Genomic DNA, 17,408 nt, shown 5'->3' on the forward strand with positions numbered 1-17,408 from the left:
TTTTATGAGAATTGCTCTATTTACCGAAACCTTTTTACCCAAGGTTGACGGCATTGTAACGCGGCTGCGCCATACTGTTGACCATTTACAGCGTAGTGGCAATCAAGTATTGGTAATTGCCCCTGATGGAGGCATTACAGAACACAAAGGCGCTAAAGTTTACGGCATTACTGGCTTTCCTTTGCCATTGTATCCAGAATTAACAATGGCACTTCCCCGCCCAGCCATTGGTTATGTTTTAGAAGAGTTTAAGCCAGATGTGATTCATGTCGTGAATCCAGCCGTTTTAGGTTTAGCTGGCATATTTTACAGCAAAATCCTCAAAATCCCCTTAGTAGCGTCTTACCATACCCATTTACCCCAATATCTTCAACATTACGGCTTGGGGATGCTGGAAGGGTTTCTTTGGGAACTGCTAAAAGGCGCTCATAATCAAGCAGCTTTGAATCTGTGTACCTCCACAGCAATGGTAGAGGAACTGACAGCACATGGGATTGAGCGTGTAGATTTATGGCAGCGTGGTGTGGATACGGAATTATTTCACCCTGATTTAGCTAATGTAGAGATGCGATCGCGTTTATCACAAAATCATCCAGAAAGTCCATTGCTACTTTATGTTGGGCGGCTTTCTGCGGAAAAAGAAATTGAGCGCATCAAACCAATTTTAGAAGCAATTCCCGAAGCGCGGTTAGCATTGGTTGGAGATGGGCCACACCGTCAAGCACTAGAAAAACACTTTGCTGGTACAAATACTTATTTTGTTGGATATCTTATGGGTCAAGAATTAGGTTCTGCCTTTGCAAGTGCTGATGCCTTTATCTTTCCTTCCCGTACAGAAACACTAGGCTTAGTCCTACTAGAAGCGATGGCTGCTGGCTGTCCGGTAGTAGCAGCCCGTTCAGGGGGAATTCCTGATATTGTGACAGATGGAGTAAATGGATATCTTTTTGAGCCAACAGCAAATGTTCAAGGAGCCTTAGCTGCTACTATTCGCCTCTTAGAACAAAAAGAACAACGAGACATCATTCGTCAAAATGCTCGCCAGGAAGCAGAAAGTTGGGGTTGGGCAGCTGCCACCAGGCAGCTACAAGATTACTACCAAAAGGTGATACTTTCTGAACAATTGACAAAATAAAGGGCTGGGGAGTGGGGAGGGAGATGAGGGAGATGAGGGAGCAGGGGGAGCAGGGGAAGCAGGGGAAGCAGGGGGAGAAAGAATAAAGAACTAAGACCCTATGCCCTATACCCTATACCCTATGCCCTATACCCTATGCCCTATACCCTATGCCTCATGCCTAATAACCAATACCAAATACCCAAAATCTAAAATCTAAAATTACCATGACACTTCCCAACCCTGGCAGCGTCTTGGCTACATTAACTGAACTGACTCAAGTTAATCGTACTCACGCCTTACTGCGTCGTGTTAAAGACTTATCTGTTAATGAATTTGTTTGCTTACTTGACTTCATAACTGCTGAGTTTCAGCAATTTCTTAGAGCTATTGAACTAATCAATAATGAAGCTCTAGAAACTATGTTAGAGAAGGTGCTAGAAGCTATCACCCTCAAAATTGGTCAAATATTGCAAGCAGAACACACAGCTATTTTTTTAGTTGACTATGACAAAGGTCAACTATGGTCAAAAGTTCCTCAAGATAATAGCCAAAAATTCTTAGAAATTCGTACTCCCATCACGGTAGGTATTCCCGGTCATGTTGCTAGTACAGGTCAATATTTAAATATATCAGAAACTTATACTCACCCCCTATTTAGCCCTGAATTGGAAAAACAAATGGGCTACAAAATTCACAATATTTTATGTATGCCCGTTGTTAGTAGCAAAAACCAAATCGTTGCGGTAGTGCAACTGGCTAATAAAACTGGGAATATTCCATTTAATTATGATGATGAAGAACGTTTTCGAGACTTTGCCGCTTCTATTGGGATTATTCTGGAAAGCTGCCAATCTTTTTATGTAGCGGCTCGTAACCAACGAGGCGCAACGGCTTTATTGCGTGCAACTCAGACATTGGGGCAAAGTCTGGATTTACAAGCAACTTTGCAAATAGTTATGGAACAAGCTCGAATTTTAATGCAAGCAGACCGCAGTACGCTGTTTTTATATCGTAAAGAGATGAGCGAACTCTGGACAAAAGTTGCAGCTGCCGCAGATGGCACAAACTTGTTAGAAATCCGCATTCCCGCAAACCGTGGCATTGCCGGCTATGTGGCTTCCACTGGTGAAGCCCTAAATATTTCCGATGCCTATAAAGACCCCCGATTTGACCCGACTACAGATAGAAAAACTGGGTATGTAACTCGTAATATCCTATGTTTACCGGTATTTAATTCTGCAAATGAATTAATTGGTGTAACACAATTAATTAATAAGCAACAAAGTAGTTTTACTGCCTCTGATGAAGAGTTTATGCGGGCTTTTAATATTCAAGCAGGAATTGCCTTAGAAAATGCTCGTTTATTTGAAAATGTGCTGTTAGAAAAACAGTATCAAAAAGACATTTTACAAAGTCTATCAGATGCGGTGATTTCTACAGATATGGTAGGACAAATTGTTACAATTAATGATGCAGCACTGGAATTACTAGGTTGTTGCATAAATGACACTAATAGCAAGAATAACAAGCTTTTGTGGGAGCAAAATTTGATTGGTCGTTTAGTTTGGGAAGTTGTACCAATTGAAAATCTCCAGATGCGATTAGAAGATAGTTTAAAAACTGGAGCTAAACATTATGTGCCAGAGCAAAGTTTAATGGTGGGAGTTTCTCATGTTCAGAGCGAGGAGTTAGGAGTTAGAAACGGAACTCAACACTCAAAAATTAGAACTCACGAATCAATTTTAGCAGTGCGCGATCCCACTAACCCCGATGTCTTTATTCCCTGGAATCTACCTCTCACGCCCCAATCGGAGTTTCTTACCGTCGATGAGGTGCAAACATTAGAACGCAGTACGAATCTCACTGTCAATCCCCTAACTAACCCAGAAGGCGGTGTCCGGGGTGGCTTGGTGGTGTTGGAAGACATCAGTCAGGAAAAACGGATGAAAACTACCATGTCCCGCTACCTAACGCCCCATGTCGCCGAACAAGTTATGGCTCTGGGGGAAGATGCTTTAATGGTGGGTGAGCGCAAGGAAGTAACCATCTTATTTTCTGATATCCGGGGCTACACAACACTTACGGAAAATCTTGGTGCAGCGGAGGTGGTATCGTTGCTAAATCAATATTTTGAAACGATGGTGGAGGCAGTTTTTAACTACGAAGGCACTCTCGATAAATTTATTGGTGATGCTTTAATGGCTGTATTTGGTGCGCCCTTACCTCTAACAGAAAATCATGCTTGGAGGGCTGTACAGTCAGCCTTAGATATGCGACAACGGTTAGAAGAATTTAACCAACGGCGAATTATCGAAGCGCAGCCACAAATTCGTATTGGCATTGGGATTAGTTCTGGGGAAGTAGTTTCGGGTAATATTGGTTCCCGCAAACGGATGGATTATACCGTAATTGGAGACGGCGTAAATTTGAGTTCGCGCTTAGAGGCCGTAACTAAGGAATATGGTTGTGATATTATCTTAAGCGAATTAACTTATCAGCTTTGCAGCGATCGCATTTGGGTGCGACAGCTAGATAAAATTCGCGTCAAAGGCAAATATCAAGCGGTAAATATCTACGAGTTAATTGGCGATCGCACTACTCCCTTAGATGCTAATACTCAAAAGTTTTTGTATCACTATCATACAGGACGCGCTGCTTATTTATCGCGCAACTTCTTAGAAGCGATCGCTTGTTTTGAAGCCGCCAAATCCATCCAACCCAAAGACCAAGCTGTTGATATTCATTTAGAACGTGCGCGTAATTATCTACAAAACCCGCCCCCAGAGTCCTGGGATGGTATTTGGACAATGCTTACTAAGTAGTTTTTGTCATTGGGCATTGGGTCTTAGTTCTTTATTCTTTATTCTTTCTCCCCCTGCTTCCCCTGCTTCCCCTGCTTCCCCTGCTCCCTCATCTCCCTTGTCTCCCTCATCTCTCTTGCGCCTTACCCATTCCCGCCTCTCCACTTCAACCTTGAGTCTCACCCTGGTCATCCTGAAACGGGTCTTCACCGATTCTTAGTTCTTTTTTTGAGTGTTTCAACTGTTTCCATAGATCCCTTATTTGTTTGTAAGCTTCACCTGGAGGCAGTTTTCCACCTGTTTCTAAATTGCAAATGTAGCTTACGCGTTGTGCAAATTCTTGTAGATTTGCATTAAAAACCAAATTTTCTGGCTTTACCTGACCGTAGTAGCGGCCACGAGGGTAGAGAAAATCATCCTTATCCACTATTTCTTTCTCCATTTCTTCAATTCACCTTTTATCGAAACAGAATTCAGGAGTCAGAATTCATTCTGAATTCTGACTCCTGAATTTTGAATTTTTCTTGATAAAGCTTGAAATACTCTTCTCGTCCTTAATGTTACAAAAAAAGTTTCCGCTCAACAGACTAGAGAGAATAATTGATTTTCTTCCCAGTTTTAGCTATTGATCTCATCTTAATTTATGAAGTTCCAATTGTAATTAACTTCAGTCGAAACCCTGAGTTATAAACTATTAAAACATACCCGTATATGTTGTCTAGATTTTCTTTGCAAAAATAATTACGACTTAGATAGTAAAACTACTTACACAACTATACTAAGTAGCAAAGTTAATTACCCTCTGTTAAAAGTTAGAGATTTAGTTCTCAATCTTTGTCAACTGGCTAATTTGGGCATGGGGTATTAGTTCTTTATTCTTGCTCCCCCTGCTTCCCCTGCTCCCCCTGCTTCCCCTGCTCCCCCTGCTCCCTCATCCAATTCCTAAAGTCCTTGCTTCTTCTTTAAATAATCACCAATGGTTAATAGTTAAGAACTAAAGATAAAATGGTGAAGCCCGAAACGACAAAAATTGTCCATCGCCTAGAACTTTACCTGCCACCATGTCTGTTAATTCCAAGTTATACGAAGGCAAAGCAAAAATTCTTTATACAACGGACGATCCCGAAGTCTTGTTGGCTGATTTTAAGGACGATGCCACGGCGTTTAACGCCCAAAAACGTGGCAGTATCCAAGGAAAAGGAAAAATCAATTGTAGCATTTCCAGCCAGCTTTTTAAACAGTTGGAGGCTTATGGTATAAAAACTCACTTTATCGACAGCCCTAGCCCGAATCAGATGCGGGTGAGGGCAGTAAAGATTTTACCCTTAGAAGTAGTGATCAGAAATATTGCTGCTGGCAGTCTGTGTCAACAAACAGGGTTGCCAGTGGGTACAATTCTGAAACCGCCTTTAGTTGAGTTTTATTACAAAAACGATCAGTTAGGAGATCCATTGTTGACACGCGATCGCCTATACCTGCTAAAACTAGCTACTGCGGAACAAGTAGACGCAATTACACATCTAGCATTGCAAATCAACGAATTTCTCCAGAACTTTTGGCAACGATGTGGCATTACCCTAGTAGACTTCAAACTAGAGTTTGGTTTGGACTCACAACAGCAGTTGCTCTTGGCAGACGAAATTAGCCCCGACACCTGCCGTTTGTGGGATACCACAGAAGAAGACTCAAACCGTCGGGTAATGGACAAAGACCGCTTTCGCCGGGATTTAGGAAATGTAGAGGATGCCTACCAGGAGGTTTTACAAAGAGTGCTAAAAGCAGTAGAAACTACAAGTTAAACAGGTAAAAACCAAAAGGTCACAAGGAACTATATTTTGACTATGAATTTTGAAACTTTAGATTTTTTGGTTTATGCCGACTAACCTCCAGCTAGCGCTTTCGCCCCGTACTTCGTCCCGCTGCGAATACAATAGTCTATTTCAATCCAAAATCCAAAATCCAAAATCTAAAATTGCTTGCCTTTTGCCTTGTAAAGTAAAAAAGCAAAAGAAAAAAATTATATTTTGAGTTTTACCTTTGGCATAAGGGCATTATTGCCTTGTGATGGTGTGTCTGGTCGTGAAGAGGAATCATAAGTAAAATGCGTTTATCTCCCGTATTGCTGGCAGTAGTAGCAATTGCAGTCCCTTTGGGCGGCTCATTAAGTGCAAATGCAGAAACCGCCAACAGTTCAAAACAGACAACAAAAATTTCGACATTAGAAACAGTTCCGGTTGATTCTAGGAAAAATCTAGAATCTGGACTTAATCTCACAGAGTTTACAGAAGCAGAGAAATCCCGCATTGTCGCAGTTTACCCTGCCAATCCAGCAGCGATACCTGCGGCGGGCTATGCCTACTCGACATCAGGGGTAATAGTGCCAACCTCCACAACGCCAAAAACGGCACAAACCCCAATCATAAATCCCAACTCTAGTCAACAGCCCTCTCCTGCACCGGATATCCCACCGCCAGAAATTCAACAACCAACGCCTTCCTCAACTCCTGAGACTACTCCAGTCCCGCAGAATGTCAACCCATCGACAACAGAACCTTTATTACCCACAACTCCAGAACCATCCACCACTCCAGACATTCCACCTTCAGGTAGTCAGCAAAGAACACCTACCCTACGTCCAGGCGGAACTCCCAGTCCGCAGAACGTTAATCCGCCAACAACTCCCAATCCGCAGAACGTTAACCCACCAATAACTCCTAGCACTCAACCCAACACAGCCCCAGAAGCCAACGATCCCCGCGTACTGGTGTCAGAAGTAGTAGTTAAATCACAAGCTGGGCAACTATCACCAGAACTAGAAGAACAAGTTTACAAAGTAATTCGTACCCAACCAGGACGAACCACAACCCGCAGCCAACTGCAAGAAGATATTAACGCTATCTTTGGTACTGGATTCTTCTCCAACGTCCAAGCATCGCCAGAAGATACCCCTTTGGGAGTGCGCGTGAGCTTTGTCGTACAGCCTAACCCCGTCTTGAGCAAAGTTGAAGTGCAAGCTAATCCAGGTACTGGCGTTGCTTCCGTACTACCAGCAAATACTGTAGATGAAGTATTTAAGGATCAGTATGGTAAGATTCTTAACTTACGCGACTTGCAGGAAGGTATCAAAAAGCTAAACAAGCGGTATCAAGACCAAGGTTACGTGCTAGCTAACGTGATTGGAGCGCCCCAAGTCTCTGAAAACGGAATTGTTACCTTACAAGTAGCAGAAGGGGTGGTAGAAAATATTAGAGTCCGGTTCCGCAATAAAGATGGTCAGGAGACAAACGAGAAGGGACAACCAATTCGCGGACGGACGCAAGATTACATCATTACCAGGGAATTGGAATTAAAGCCAGGACAAATATTCAACCGCAACACGGTGCAAAAAGACCTACAGCGCATCTATGGACTGGGACTATTTGAAGATGTAAATGTCTCCCTTGACCCTGGTACTGACCCCAGCAAAGTGGATGTAGTAGTAAACGTAGCTGAACGCAGTAGCGGTTCTATTGCGGCGGGGGCAGGGATTAGTTCTGCTAGCGGACTTTTTGGAACGGTTAGCTATCAACAGCAAAACCTGAACGGCAGAAACCAAAAACTAGGGGCAGAAGTGCAAGTGGGAGAACGAGAACTACTGTTTGACGTGCGTTATACAGATCCCTGGATCGCAGGAGATCCGCACCGGACTTCCTACACAGTTGATCTTTTTCGCCGCAGTTCAATCTCGTTGATTTTTCAGGGCAAAGATCGGAATATTAATACATTTGACCCAAATAATCCCAAGGATACAGATTCTCAAAGTACCCCCCGCATTCTCCGTCTAGGTGCTGGTCTCACCTTTACCCGTCCCCTGTCGTCCAATCCTTACAAAAGTTCCGTCTGGACTGCCTCAGCAGGTTTCCAGTATCAACGAGTTTCCGCCCGTGATGACAATGGCAACCTCGTAAAAACAGGAGGTCTATTTGACAGTAATGGAAATCCTATCGACCAGAATGGAAATTCTGTTCAAGTACCAATCACCACTCAATTGACCAAGTCCGCAGGAGGTCAAGACGATTTGTTGCTCTTTCAAGTGGGTGTACAGCGCGATCTTCGTAATAATCCTTTGCAACCCACAAGCGGTTCTTATTTACGCTTTGGGATTGATCAGTCAGTCCCTATAGGATTAGGCAACATTTTACTTACTAGATTACGGGGTAGTTACAGCCAATATTTACCCATCAAGCTGATTAGCCTCTCTAAAGGGCCACAAACTCTAGCATTTAACTTCCAAGCCGGAACAGTTCTCGGTGACTTGCCGCCCTACGAAGCTTTTACCCTTGGGGGCAGCAACTCCGTCCGGGGTTATGAAGAAGGAACATTAGGTAGTGGACGCTCTTATGTTCAAGCATCAGTTGAGTATCGGTTCCCAGTTTTTTCTGTAGTTAGCGGCGCACTATTTTTTGATGCTGGTAGTGACCTGGGAACTAGTACTCAGGCAGCTGAATTGCTGAATAAAAACGGTACTGGCTACGGCTATGGTCTCGGCGTTCGTGTCCAGTCTCCACTAGGGCCAATTCGCATTGACTACGGTATCAATGATGGCGGTGATAGCCGAATTAATTTCGGTATTGGGGAAAGATTTTAAAGAGACGCGATTCATCGCGTCTGTACAGGAGTCAGGAGTAGAGATGCGATTCATCGCATCTCTACAGGAGTTTTAATTCCTCACTCTTAACTCATAACTTTTTTGGATTAGCTTGCTAATTTTTACATTTACCTCAATACTGTTCCGATAAAGGGATTAATGACATTTTTAGGGGAATATCAGGGATTTTACCAAAACAGACGATGAATAATACTAAACCAAATATACTGACTTTTCGGCTATGCAACAGCACACTCTAGCAGATGAAATCACCCAAAGAGGGGTGGGATTGCATAGCGGTGTGAGTACCCAGGTGCGGATACTACCCTCAGAAGCGGGAAGTGGACGCTACTTTGTGCGGGTGGATTTACCGGATTTGCCGATTATTCCTGCCCAAGTTGCAGCAGTTAGTCACACTGTTCTCTCCACTCAGTTGGGCAAGGGTGAAGTATATGTTCGCACAGTAGAACATTTGTTGGCAGCGCTTTCGGGTATGGGTGTGGATAACGCCCAAATTGAAATTGATGGCCCAGAAGTCCCACTTTTAGATGGTTCAGCAAGTGTGTGGACAGCCAACATTGCTCAAGTAGGCTTAGTATCACAACCTGTTAACAACCAAGTTTCCTTGGCTATTACAGAACCAATATCGGTCTATCAAGGGGATGCTTTTGTATGCGCCTTCCCAGCACCAGAAACCCGCTTTAGTTACGGTATTGATTTTGACCTACCCGCCATTGGGAATCAATGGTATAGTTGGTCACTAACTACTGAACGAGGAAAAGCTTCTGCTAGCTTTGCTGCGGAAATTGCTCCTGCTCGTACTTTTGGGTTATTGCATCAAATTGAACACTTACAAAAAACAGGGTTAATTAAAGGTGGCAGTTTGGATAATGCACTCGTTTGTGGGCCAGAAGGCTGGCTAAATCCACCATTGAGATTTGCAAATGAGCCAGTGCGTCATAAGATATTGGATTTAGTAGGAGATTTAAGTTTACTAGGAACTTTTCCTAATGCTCATTTTTTAGCGTATAAAGCTAGTCATAATTTACACATTCAACTGGCTCAGAGAATTTTAGATTTGGGATTTTAGATTTGGAATTATATTTAAAGCCTAAAATCCAGGATTATTAAGGTTTCCGATGTATGCTTGCCTACTCAATCAACTTTCAGATCAAAAATCAACTACACAGCCAATGTCAATTCTCACTGAAGTAAATACCATTGAAACGACTGCACACACACCTACCGAATCAGAAGGTATAAATGAGACTACAATAATTTCTGAGATTAAAACAACCTTCACATCTGAAGAAATTCAGGAATTGTTACCCCATCGCTACCCATTTTTACTTGTAGACAAAATTATTGACTACGTTCCAGGTAAAAAAGCTGTTGGTGTTAAAAATGTTACTATCAATGAACCCTATTTCCAAGGACATTTCCCTGGTCGTCCACTGATGCCAGGGGTGCTAATTGTGGAAGCAATGGCACAAGTTGGGGGCATTGTTCTCACTAAAATGTCTTCGGCAGAAGGTAAACTGTTTGTCTTCGCTGGTATCGATAAAGTTCGCTTTCGTCGCCAGGTTGTACCGGGGGATCAACTAGTAATGACGGTGGAACTGTTATGGGTAAAACAACGTCGTTTCGGTAAGATGCAAGGTCGTGCCGAAGTTGACGGTCAACTTGCTTCTGAAGGGGAATTAATGTTTTCTTTAATTAACTAAAAGTTTGCTTTCGTGGTCTGGGTATAGCCGTGAAATGCCCTTACTGAATCCTGAAAAAGGATAACAGTTAAAAAAATCCACCACAGCATCTGATAATTTCTTGATTTTTAACGCCCTCTTTACGAGATGCTACTCGAACACACTTAACTTGCTTTGCCCGACACTTTCGTTCACTGAAATCTTTCACGCTCTACCAGTCGCCTCGATGGGACGGCACTCTGTACAACTCTCTTAACCAGAGGAACACACTGCCTGATAAACCCTACCTGGCGCTGACTTATCAAGACAGTTCTGGAGATTCACCCTTGAAAACGCTAATTCATCCAACTGCTGTAATTCATCCGAAATCGGAACTCCACCATACAGTGCAAGTCGGTGCCTATGCTGTGATTGGAGCGCATGTCAAAGTCGGCCCTGAAACAATTATCGGCGCTCATGCTGTGCTAGAAGGGCCTTGTGAAATTGGGGCGCAAAATCAGATTTTTACAGGTGCAGCCATCGGTATGGAACCCCAGGATCTCAAGTTTGTGGGAGAACCAACTTGGGTCAAAATTGGAGATAACAATTTAATTCGTGAGTACGTTACTATTAACCGTGCTACTGGTGCTGGTGAAGCGACGGTGATTGGCGATGGTAACTTGCTGATGGCTTATGTTCATGTGGCTCATAACTGCGTGATTGAAGACCAGGTAGTGATTGCCAACTCTGTAGCTTTGGCAGGTCATGTACATATAGAGTCACGTGCTAGGCTGAGTGGGGTTCTAGGTGTCCATCAATTTGTGCATATTGGTAGACACGCAATGGTGGGAGGTATGGCACGTATTGACCGAGATGTGGCCCCATATATGTTGGTGGAGGGAAATCCGGCGCGAGTCCGAACCCTTAACCTTGTGGGACTTAAACGGTCTGGTATGGACTCAGCAGATTTGCTGATGCTGAAAAAAGCCTTCCGCATTCTCTACCGTTCTGATTTGTCCTTTAAGGCTGCCTTAGAGCAATTGGAACTGTTAGGGGATAGCGAACAATTACAACATCTGCGCCGTTTCCTGCTACTTTCTCTGATGCCAGGAAGACGTGGCTTAATTCCCGGTAAGGGGAAAAAAGGCGCGAGTGATGAATAGGGAATTATGAGAGACGCGATTAATCGCGTCTGTACAACAAGGTGGGAGTTGATGAATTAAATTTTTAACTCCTCACTCCTAACTGATATAACTCCTAACTATTCATTCCTAAATTTTTACTAATTACTAATTATCAAATGCGGATTTTTATCAGCACTGGCGAAGTATCTGGCGATTTACAAGGGTCGCTGCTAATTACAGCGCTGAAGCGTCAAGCTATGGCGATAGGGTTGGAATTAGAGATTGTGGCGCTGGGGGGCGAAAAAATGGTAGAGGCTGGGGCGATACTGCTGGGTAATACCAGTAGTATTGGCTCAATGGGTATTTTAGAAGGATTACCTTATATTTTACCGACTCTTCAGGTGCAACGTCAGGCGATCGCTTCTTTAAAACAAAATCCACCTGATTTGGTGGTGCTTATAGATTACATGAGTCCCAATCTGGGAATTGGGACTTTCATGAAACGGCACTTACCAGATGTGCCTGTAGTATATTACATCACTCCCCAAGAGTGGGCTTGGTCACTCAATGTACGTAACACTAACCGGATTATCGGCTTTACAGATAAGCTATTGGCAATCTTTCCCGAAGAAGCCCGTTACTTTCGTGAGAAAGGGGCAGCAGTTAGTTGGGTAGGGCATCCTTTGATTGACCGAATGCAAGACGCTCCCAGTCGCCAAGCAGCGCGTGCAACACTGGGGATTGCAGCAGAACAAATTGCGATCGCACTTCTCCCCGCTTCTCGCCGCCAAGAATTAAAATATCTTTTACCAATTATTTTTCAAGCTGCTCAAACTCTTCAAGCTAAATTACCTGAAGTTCATTTCTGGATTCCCCTATCTTTGGAAGTCTATAGACAGCCAATTGAGGAGGCTATTGAGCATTACGGTTTGCAAGCTACAGTTACATCAGGACAACAAAAGGAAGTTTTTGCGGCGGCTGATTTAGCTATTAGCAAATCTGGTACTGTCAATCTGGAGCTTGCTCTGTTAAATGTGCCGCAAGTTGTAGTTTACCGCCTAAGTCCCCTGACTGCTTGGATAGCTCGTAAAATTCTCAAAGGTTCTATAGCCTTTGCATCTCCACCTAATTTAGTCGTGATGAAGCCAATTGTGCCAGAATTTTTACAAGAGGAAGCCACAGCAGAGAATATTATCCAAGCAGCGATGGAACTGCTACTCAATCCCAGTCGCCGAACCCAAACTTTGCTAGATTATGAAGAAATGCGGCAGAGTTTGGGAGAAGTTGGTGTGTGCGATCGCGCTGCTCAAGAAATTTTGCAAATGCGACCAAATAATTCGTAGTTCCTAATTACGAATTACGAACTACGAACTACGAATTATATTGAGGTGTCATGGCTTATGAGATGAGAAAACAAAGAGCGATCGCAGTTGATTTGTTCGCTGGCGCGGGTGGTATGACTCTTGGCTTTGAACAAGCAGGTTTTGACGTGCTAGCGTCTGTGGAAATTGACCCTATCCATTGTGCAACACATGAGTTTAACTTTCCATATTGCTCAGTGTTATGTAAAAGTGTTGTGGATATAACCGGGGAAGAAATTAGGAGTCGGTCTAAAATTGGCGATCGCGAAATTGATGTAGTACTTTGTGGTTCACCATGTCAAGGATTTTCTCTAATTGGTAAACGGGTTGTTGACGATCCGCGAAATTCTTTAGTCTTTCACTTTCATCGGCTGGTTTTTGAGCTAAAACCGAAATTCTTTGTAATGGAAAATGTTCGGGGAATCACAGTTGGGCAACATAAACAAATCCTCCAATCTTTAATTAGTGAGTTCAAAACTTACGGCTATAAAGTAGAAGAGAATTACCAGATTCTCAACGCTGCAAATTACGGAGTACCACAGTCTCGTGAGAGATTATTTCTCATTGGTGCAAGAGAGGATGTAGAATTACCAAAATATCCTCAACCGATTACTAAACCAGCATTACCAAATAATTTAAAATCCAAAAAAATATCTGATATCCCATTGAGTCCGACAGTATGGGATGCAATTAAAGATTTACCTGAAATAGAAAACTATCCTGAGTTAGTAACAAGAGATTGGATTGTAGCAGAATACAAAAATCCTAGTAACTATGCTCGTGTACTTCGCGGTCTTAAATGCCTAAACAATGATTATTCTTATAAACGAGAATATGATTTGCGAATCCTTTCTTCAAGTTTAAGAACAAAACATTCTGCGGAAACTATTCAACGTTTTCAGGAAACTCAACAAGGCGAGAGAGAAAAAATTAGTCGTTTTTATAAGTTGCATCCTGCTGGTGTCTGCAATACTTTAAGAGCCGGAACAGACAAATATAGGGGTTCTTTCACATCTCCTAGACCGATTCATCCATTTACACCCCGTTGTATCACAGTCAGGGAAGCGGCGAGATTACATTCTTACCCTGATTGGTTTAGATTTCATGTAACTAAATGGCACGGATTTCGCCAAGTTGGTAACTCTGTACCACCGCTACTAGCGAAGGCTGTGGCGGGGGAAATTATTCGTAGTTTGAATATTTCGCCCTTGAAGCCGAGTTTGCGATACAAGTTGGGAGAGGAGAAGCTATTACAGTTTAATATATCGCAAGCAACACAATATTATCACGGCGGTTGCTAAGGGTAATATTTATCGCCCTAAGTAAGTCGGCGCTAATACTTCAAGCTATGTTAACAAATTTAAATGTGAGTGCGTTGTCGCGCAGCGCACCTTCAATTGTTCGTAAGGTGCGTTAGCCTACGAACAATTTATATTTCTTCATATACATGGAATTTTTCTGTACAGCAAAATACGGTAGTTTTATACTACTGTAAATTTATCGATTTACAGTATGATGTTTTCAAGTGCGATCGCTTCCTTTGGGATATAGCTACCAAAGGAAATGGACGAGTGCGAACACCGCCCTATAAATCAAACTATGGAGAATTCAAATGACTAACAAACACATTGAAGTCAAACAGGTAGCTGGTTTCATTGGTGCTGAAATCAGTGGCGTAGACCTTTCGCGTTCTTTGCACGATGATGCAGTCAAAGAAATTCGTCAAGCACTATTAAAGTGGAAAGTCGTGTTCTTTCGCGGTCAGAACATCGATCATGCTGCACAGGTGGCATTTACAGCACGTTTCGGCGAAGTTACCTACGCACATCCCCACGAAGACGAGCCGATAGAAGGTTTCTCAGAAATCTTGCCAATTGACCGCAGCCGCTACGAGCGGCGTAATGGTCTGCGGCGTTCCAGCTACGAGAGTCGCTGGCATACCGATGTGACGGCAGTTGTCAACCCACCTGCGGCATCAATTTTGCGTGCGGTTAACGTTCCCAGCTTCGGTGGTGACACACAGTGGACTAATTTGGTAGCAGCTTATGAGGGTCTATCAGCACCCCTGCGGGCGCTAGCAGACGGATTGAAAGCCGAACATCGCTTCAATGCGCGTTTGAATCTGCCCAGCAATAGCAAGATCGCTCAACGCATTGCAGCCAATCCACTGGTTTCAATCCACCCGGTAGTACGAGTTCATCCTGAGACAGGTGAACGAGCATTGTATGTGAATCCTGGCTTTACCTCACACATTCTTGATGTGTCACGACAAGAAAGCGACTTGCTGCTTGAGTTGTTCTTCAACCAGATTACTAAACCTGCCTATACCACGCGTTTCCGTTGGAACAATGGTGATATTGCCTTCTGGGACAATCGCGCTACCTCGCATTTGGCCCCTCAGGATCTGGATCATCTGGAAGTCGAGCGCGTCCTTTATCGTACTACCATCACGGGTGATGTTCCAGTTGGGCCTGATGGTTTCCGATCGCAAGTGGTTGAAGGTGAAGCGTTCAGCAGCGAATTACCAACCATCTTGAAGAATAGAGCCGAGAAGCTGGAAGCAGAACCAGTGCTTTCGTAAGTCTACACAAGGCTTTACCTACCTGTAGGGGTTTAATGACAAGGGGCAAAATCCCCTTGTTAATTTTTACTTTTTAAAGGAATACGGATGGTAAACTCTGTACCACATCCTGGGGTGGAATCAACTTCAATACTGCCTGTATGTTTTTCTACTATAATTTGATAAGCGATCGCCATTCCTAACCCAATTCCTTTGCCAACAGGTTTAGTAGTGAACATATAGTCAAATACTCGTTGTTTGACCTCTTCTGACATCCCAATACCATTATCGGAAATCTGAATAATTACTTGTTTGTCATCAGTGCCATCAGTACGAATCTGAATTTTTCCTTGATTCTTTACTAATGACTCTTCTATAGCATCAATCGCATTGGCTAGAACATTCATAAATACTTGATTTAGTTGCCCTGCATAGCATTCGACTAGGGGCAAATCACCGTATTTTTTAACGATCTGAATTTCTGGTTGATTGGGCGTGGCTGTCAGGCGATGATTTAGAATCATGAGAGTGTTGTCTAATCCTTCGTGGATGTCTACAAATTTCATGTCTGCTTCATCGAGGCGCGAGAAATTACGCAGCGACAGCACAATTTGACGGATACGTTTGGTTCCCACTTGCATCGATGCCATTAGTTTAGGTAAATCTTCTGCAAGAAACTCAATATCAAGGTCTTGGGCGCGATCGCTAATTTCTGGCGTAGGATTTGGGTAGGTTTGTTGATAAAGCTTGAGCAAATCGAGGATGTCTTGGCTGTAAAGACTTGCGTGGTTGAGATTGGCATGGATGAAATTGGCGGGATTATTGATTTCGTGTGCGACTCCAGCCACCATTTGTCCGAGGCTAGACATTTTTTCGGTGTGGATGAGTTGAGCTTGAGTATTTTGCAATTCTTTCAATGTTTCACTGAGTTCTTGGGCTTGCTGGCTCGAAATCAAGGCGCGATCGCGAATTTGTTCGTATAATTGCACCTGTCGCCATGCACCAATCAACCCAACTACTAGCAATCCTCCCAAAACCGTAGCCAACAAGTTCAACGCTTGCAATGGCGATTCAATATTTTCTTGGGGTACAACTAAAGCTACCGACCAATTTGCTTCTTGAAGCGGGGTGTAGGCAACATAGTTCCACTTCCCATCTAGTTGAGCCAATTCAATATTTGTGCGTTTAGTTACCATATTTTGGGTGATTTTCGCCAACTGAGAATTAGGCGAATTGAGGAAACTCTGGGCAGCTTTTTCAGGTGTGCCAATCAGTCGGATATCGGGATGGGCGATGGGAACTCCTTGAGAATTGAGGGCGAAAGCATAGCTACCCTTACCTTGATGTAAATCGCTAATCACCTCAACTACCCGATTAATCTCAATTCCTCCCATCAATACACCTGCTGGTTTTGTGCCTATTTTGGCAGGAATTGGCGAACTAATCTGAATCTGCAACTTTGTGGATGTGCGCCCAATAATGGGATCAGCGGCTACTGTTTCACCTGTCATACTGCGTTGAAAAAATTCTCGATCTTTGACGCTTGTCCGACCTCCCTGAGTATTAATCAATGCACCATCTGGCGCGATCAACGCCATGAGTAAAAATGTTTGCATCCGCTTCACCTCAGATTGCAAATAAGGTTCCATCACAGGCCAATCTAGCGATCGCACTACAGCAGAATTTGCCAGAGTTTTAATTTCTGTCTTCCGAATCGCTAACCAATTATCAATATCATTTTGACCTTGTTCTGTTTTTAACAGCGCTTGCTGCTTGAGACTATTGAGCAACAGTCCTTTGACAAGGTTGTAACTAATGATAGCGGTGACGCTAATACTAAGGGACAGAATCACCAAAATTGATAATAATATGAAATTACGCGATCGCCATTTCAATGAGTAGTGATTTTTGTCGATTGGAGCATACCGTGGGGGATTAATTTTCAACCAACTTTTTCGTAATTTAAGCATTATCATCGTTTGAATCGAATTTAAAATTTAAAAAGCAAAAACGAAGAGTGTTGAGTCAAGTAAACAACACTCAGCACTCATTATTAGACATCTCCAGAAATTAAATATGCGTTATGCAGAACCCTTGTAGAGACTTAACAGTGCTACGTCTCTACATTCTTTTTCA

Annotated in this window: 13 protein-coding genes; 10 read left to right on the forward strand and 3 right to left on the reverse strand. The window is 43.1% G+C overall.

All coding sequences use genetic code 11. The features are described 5' to 3' along the window. The first annotated feature begins 4 nt into the window (after nucleotides 1-4). Both GTQ43_RS09830 and GTQ43_RS09835 read left to right on the forward strand, forming a co-directional pair. Entirely contained in the window at nucleotides 5-1,135 is a 1,131-nt protein-coding gene (locus GTQ43_RS09830) for a glycosyltransferase family 4 protein (protein WP_265272431.1), read from the forward strand. A gap of 206 nt (nucleotides 1,136-1,341) precedes the next feature. Continuing rightward, nucleotides 1,342-3,939, forward strand: a complete 2,598-nt coding sequence (locus tag GTQ43_RS09835; protein ID WP_265272432.1) for an adenylate/guanylate cyclase domain-containing protein — start codon at nucleotides 1,342-1,344, stop codon at nucleotides 3,937-3,939. Between the two features lie 6 nt (nucleotides 3,940-3,945). Here the strand turns inward: GTQ43_RS09835 and GTQ43_RS09840 are convergent, their stop codons facing one another. Together GTQ43_RS09840 and GTQ43_RS09845 are read right to left on the reverse strand one after the other, a co-directional pair. Beyond that, nucleotides 3,946-4,101 (reverse strand): hypothetical protein, encoded by a 156-nt coding sequence (locus GTQ43_RS09840; protein ID WP_265272433.1) that lies wholly within the window; start codon nucleotides 4,099-4,101, stop codon nucleotides 3,946-3,948. After that, nucleotides 4,085-4,360, reverse strand: a complete 276-nt coding sequence (locus GTQ43_RS09845) for a hypothetical protein (RefSeq protein WP_265272434.1) — start codon at nucleotides 4,358-4,360, stop codon at nucleotides 4,085-4,087. Before GTQ43_RS09845 ends, GTQ43_RS09840 begins: the two co-directional genes overlap by 17 nt. 619 nt (nucleotides 4,361-4,979) lie before the next feature. On the opposite strand from GTQ43_RS09845, the gene purC reads away from it, so the two are divergent. From purC to GTQ43_RS09885, 8 genes are all read left to right on the forward strand, one after another. Continuing rightward, a complete protein-coding gene (gene purC / locus GTQ43_RS09850) occupies nucleotides 4,980-5,717 on the forward strand; it encodes a phosphoribosylaminoimidazolesuccinocarboxamide synthase (RefSeq protein WP_265272435.1) in 738 nt (245 codons plus the stop codon). Between the two features lie 302 nt (nucleotides 5,718-6,019). Next, a complete protein-coding gene (locus tag GTQ43_RS09855) occupies nucleotides 6,020-8,545 on the forward strand; it encodes a BamA/TamA family outer membrane protein (RefSeq protein WP_265272436.1) in 2,526 nt (841 codons plus the stop codon). A gap of 241 nt (nucleotides 8,546-8,786) precedes the next feature. Beyond that, complete coding sequence (gene lpxC, locus GTQ43_RS09860; protein ID WP_265272437.1) at nucleotides 8,787-9,635, forward strand: UDP-3-O-acyl-N-acetylglucosamine deacetylase; 849 nt, start codon at nucleotides 8,787-8,789, stop codon at nucleotides 9,633-9,635. Between the two features lie 103 nt (nucleotides 9,636-9,738). Further along, nucleotides 9,739-10,269, forward strand: coding sequence for a 3-hydroxyacyl-ACP dehydratase FabZ (fabZ, locus tag GTQ43_RS09865; RefSeq protein ID WP_265273721.1), 531 nt, complete (start codon nucleotides 9,739-9,741; stop codon nucleotides 10,267-10,269). Nucleotides 10,270-10,574: 305 nt separating this feature from the next. Beyond that, entirely contained in the window at nucleotides 10,575-11,390 is an 816-nt protein-coding gene (gene lpxA / locus GTQ43_RS09870; RefSeq protein ID WP_265272438.1) for an acyl-ACP--UDP-N-acetylglucosamine O-acyltransferase, read from the forward strand. 137 nt (nucleotides 11,391-11,527) lie between these two features. Further along, nucleotides 11,528-12,694: a lipid-A-disaccharide synthase gene (gene lpxB / locus GTQ43_RS09875; protein ID WP_265272439.1), complete on the forward strand. Its 1,167-nt coding sequence runs from the start codon at nucleotides 11,528-11,530 to the stop codon at nucleotides 12,692-12,694. A gap of 62 nt (nucleotides 12,695-12,756) precedes the next feature. Beyond that, on the forward strand, nucleotides 12,757-14,013 hold the full coding sequence (locus tag GTQ43_RS09880; RefSeq protein ID WP_265272440.1) for a DNA cytosine methyltransferase: 1,257 nt from the start codon (nucleotides 12,757-12,759) through the stop codon (nucleotides 14,011-14,013). Nucleotides 14,014-14,324: 311 nt separating this feature from the next. Next, nucleotides 14,325-15,293: a TauD/TfdA dioxygenase family protein gene (locus GTQ43_RS09885; protein ID WP_265272441.1), complete on the forward strand. Its 969-nt coding sequence runs from the start codon at nucleotides 14,325-14,327 to the stop codon at nucleotides 15,291-15,293. A gap of 59 nt (nucleotides 15,294-15,352) precedes the next feature. Here GTQ43_RS09885 and GTQ43_RS09890 read toward each other — a convergent pair whose 3' ends face one another. Continuing rightward, nucleotides 15,353-17,242 (reverse strand): sensor histidine kinase, encoded by a 1,890-nt coding sequence (locus GTQ43_RS09890; RefSeq protein ID WP_265272442.1) that lies wholly within the window; start codon nucleotides 17,240-17,242, stop codon nucleotides 15,353-15,355. Nucleotides 17,243-17,408: the final 166 nt, after the last annotated feature.

The organism is Nostoc sp. KVJ3 (genome assembly GCF_026127265.1).
In the GTDB taxonomy this organism is placed as follows: domain Bacteria; phylum Cyanobacteriota; class Cyanobacteriia; order Cyanobacteriales; family Nostocaceae; genus Nostoc.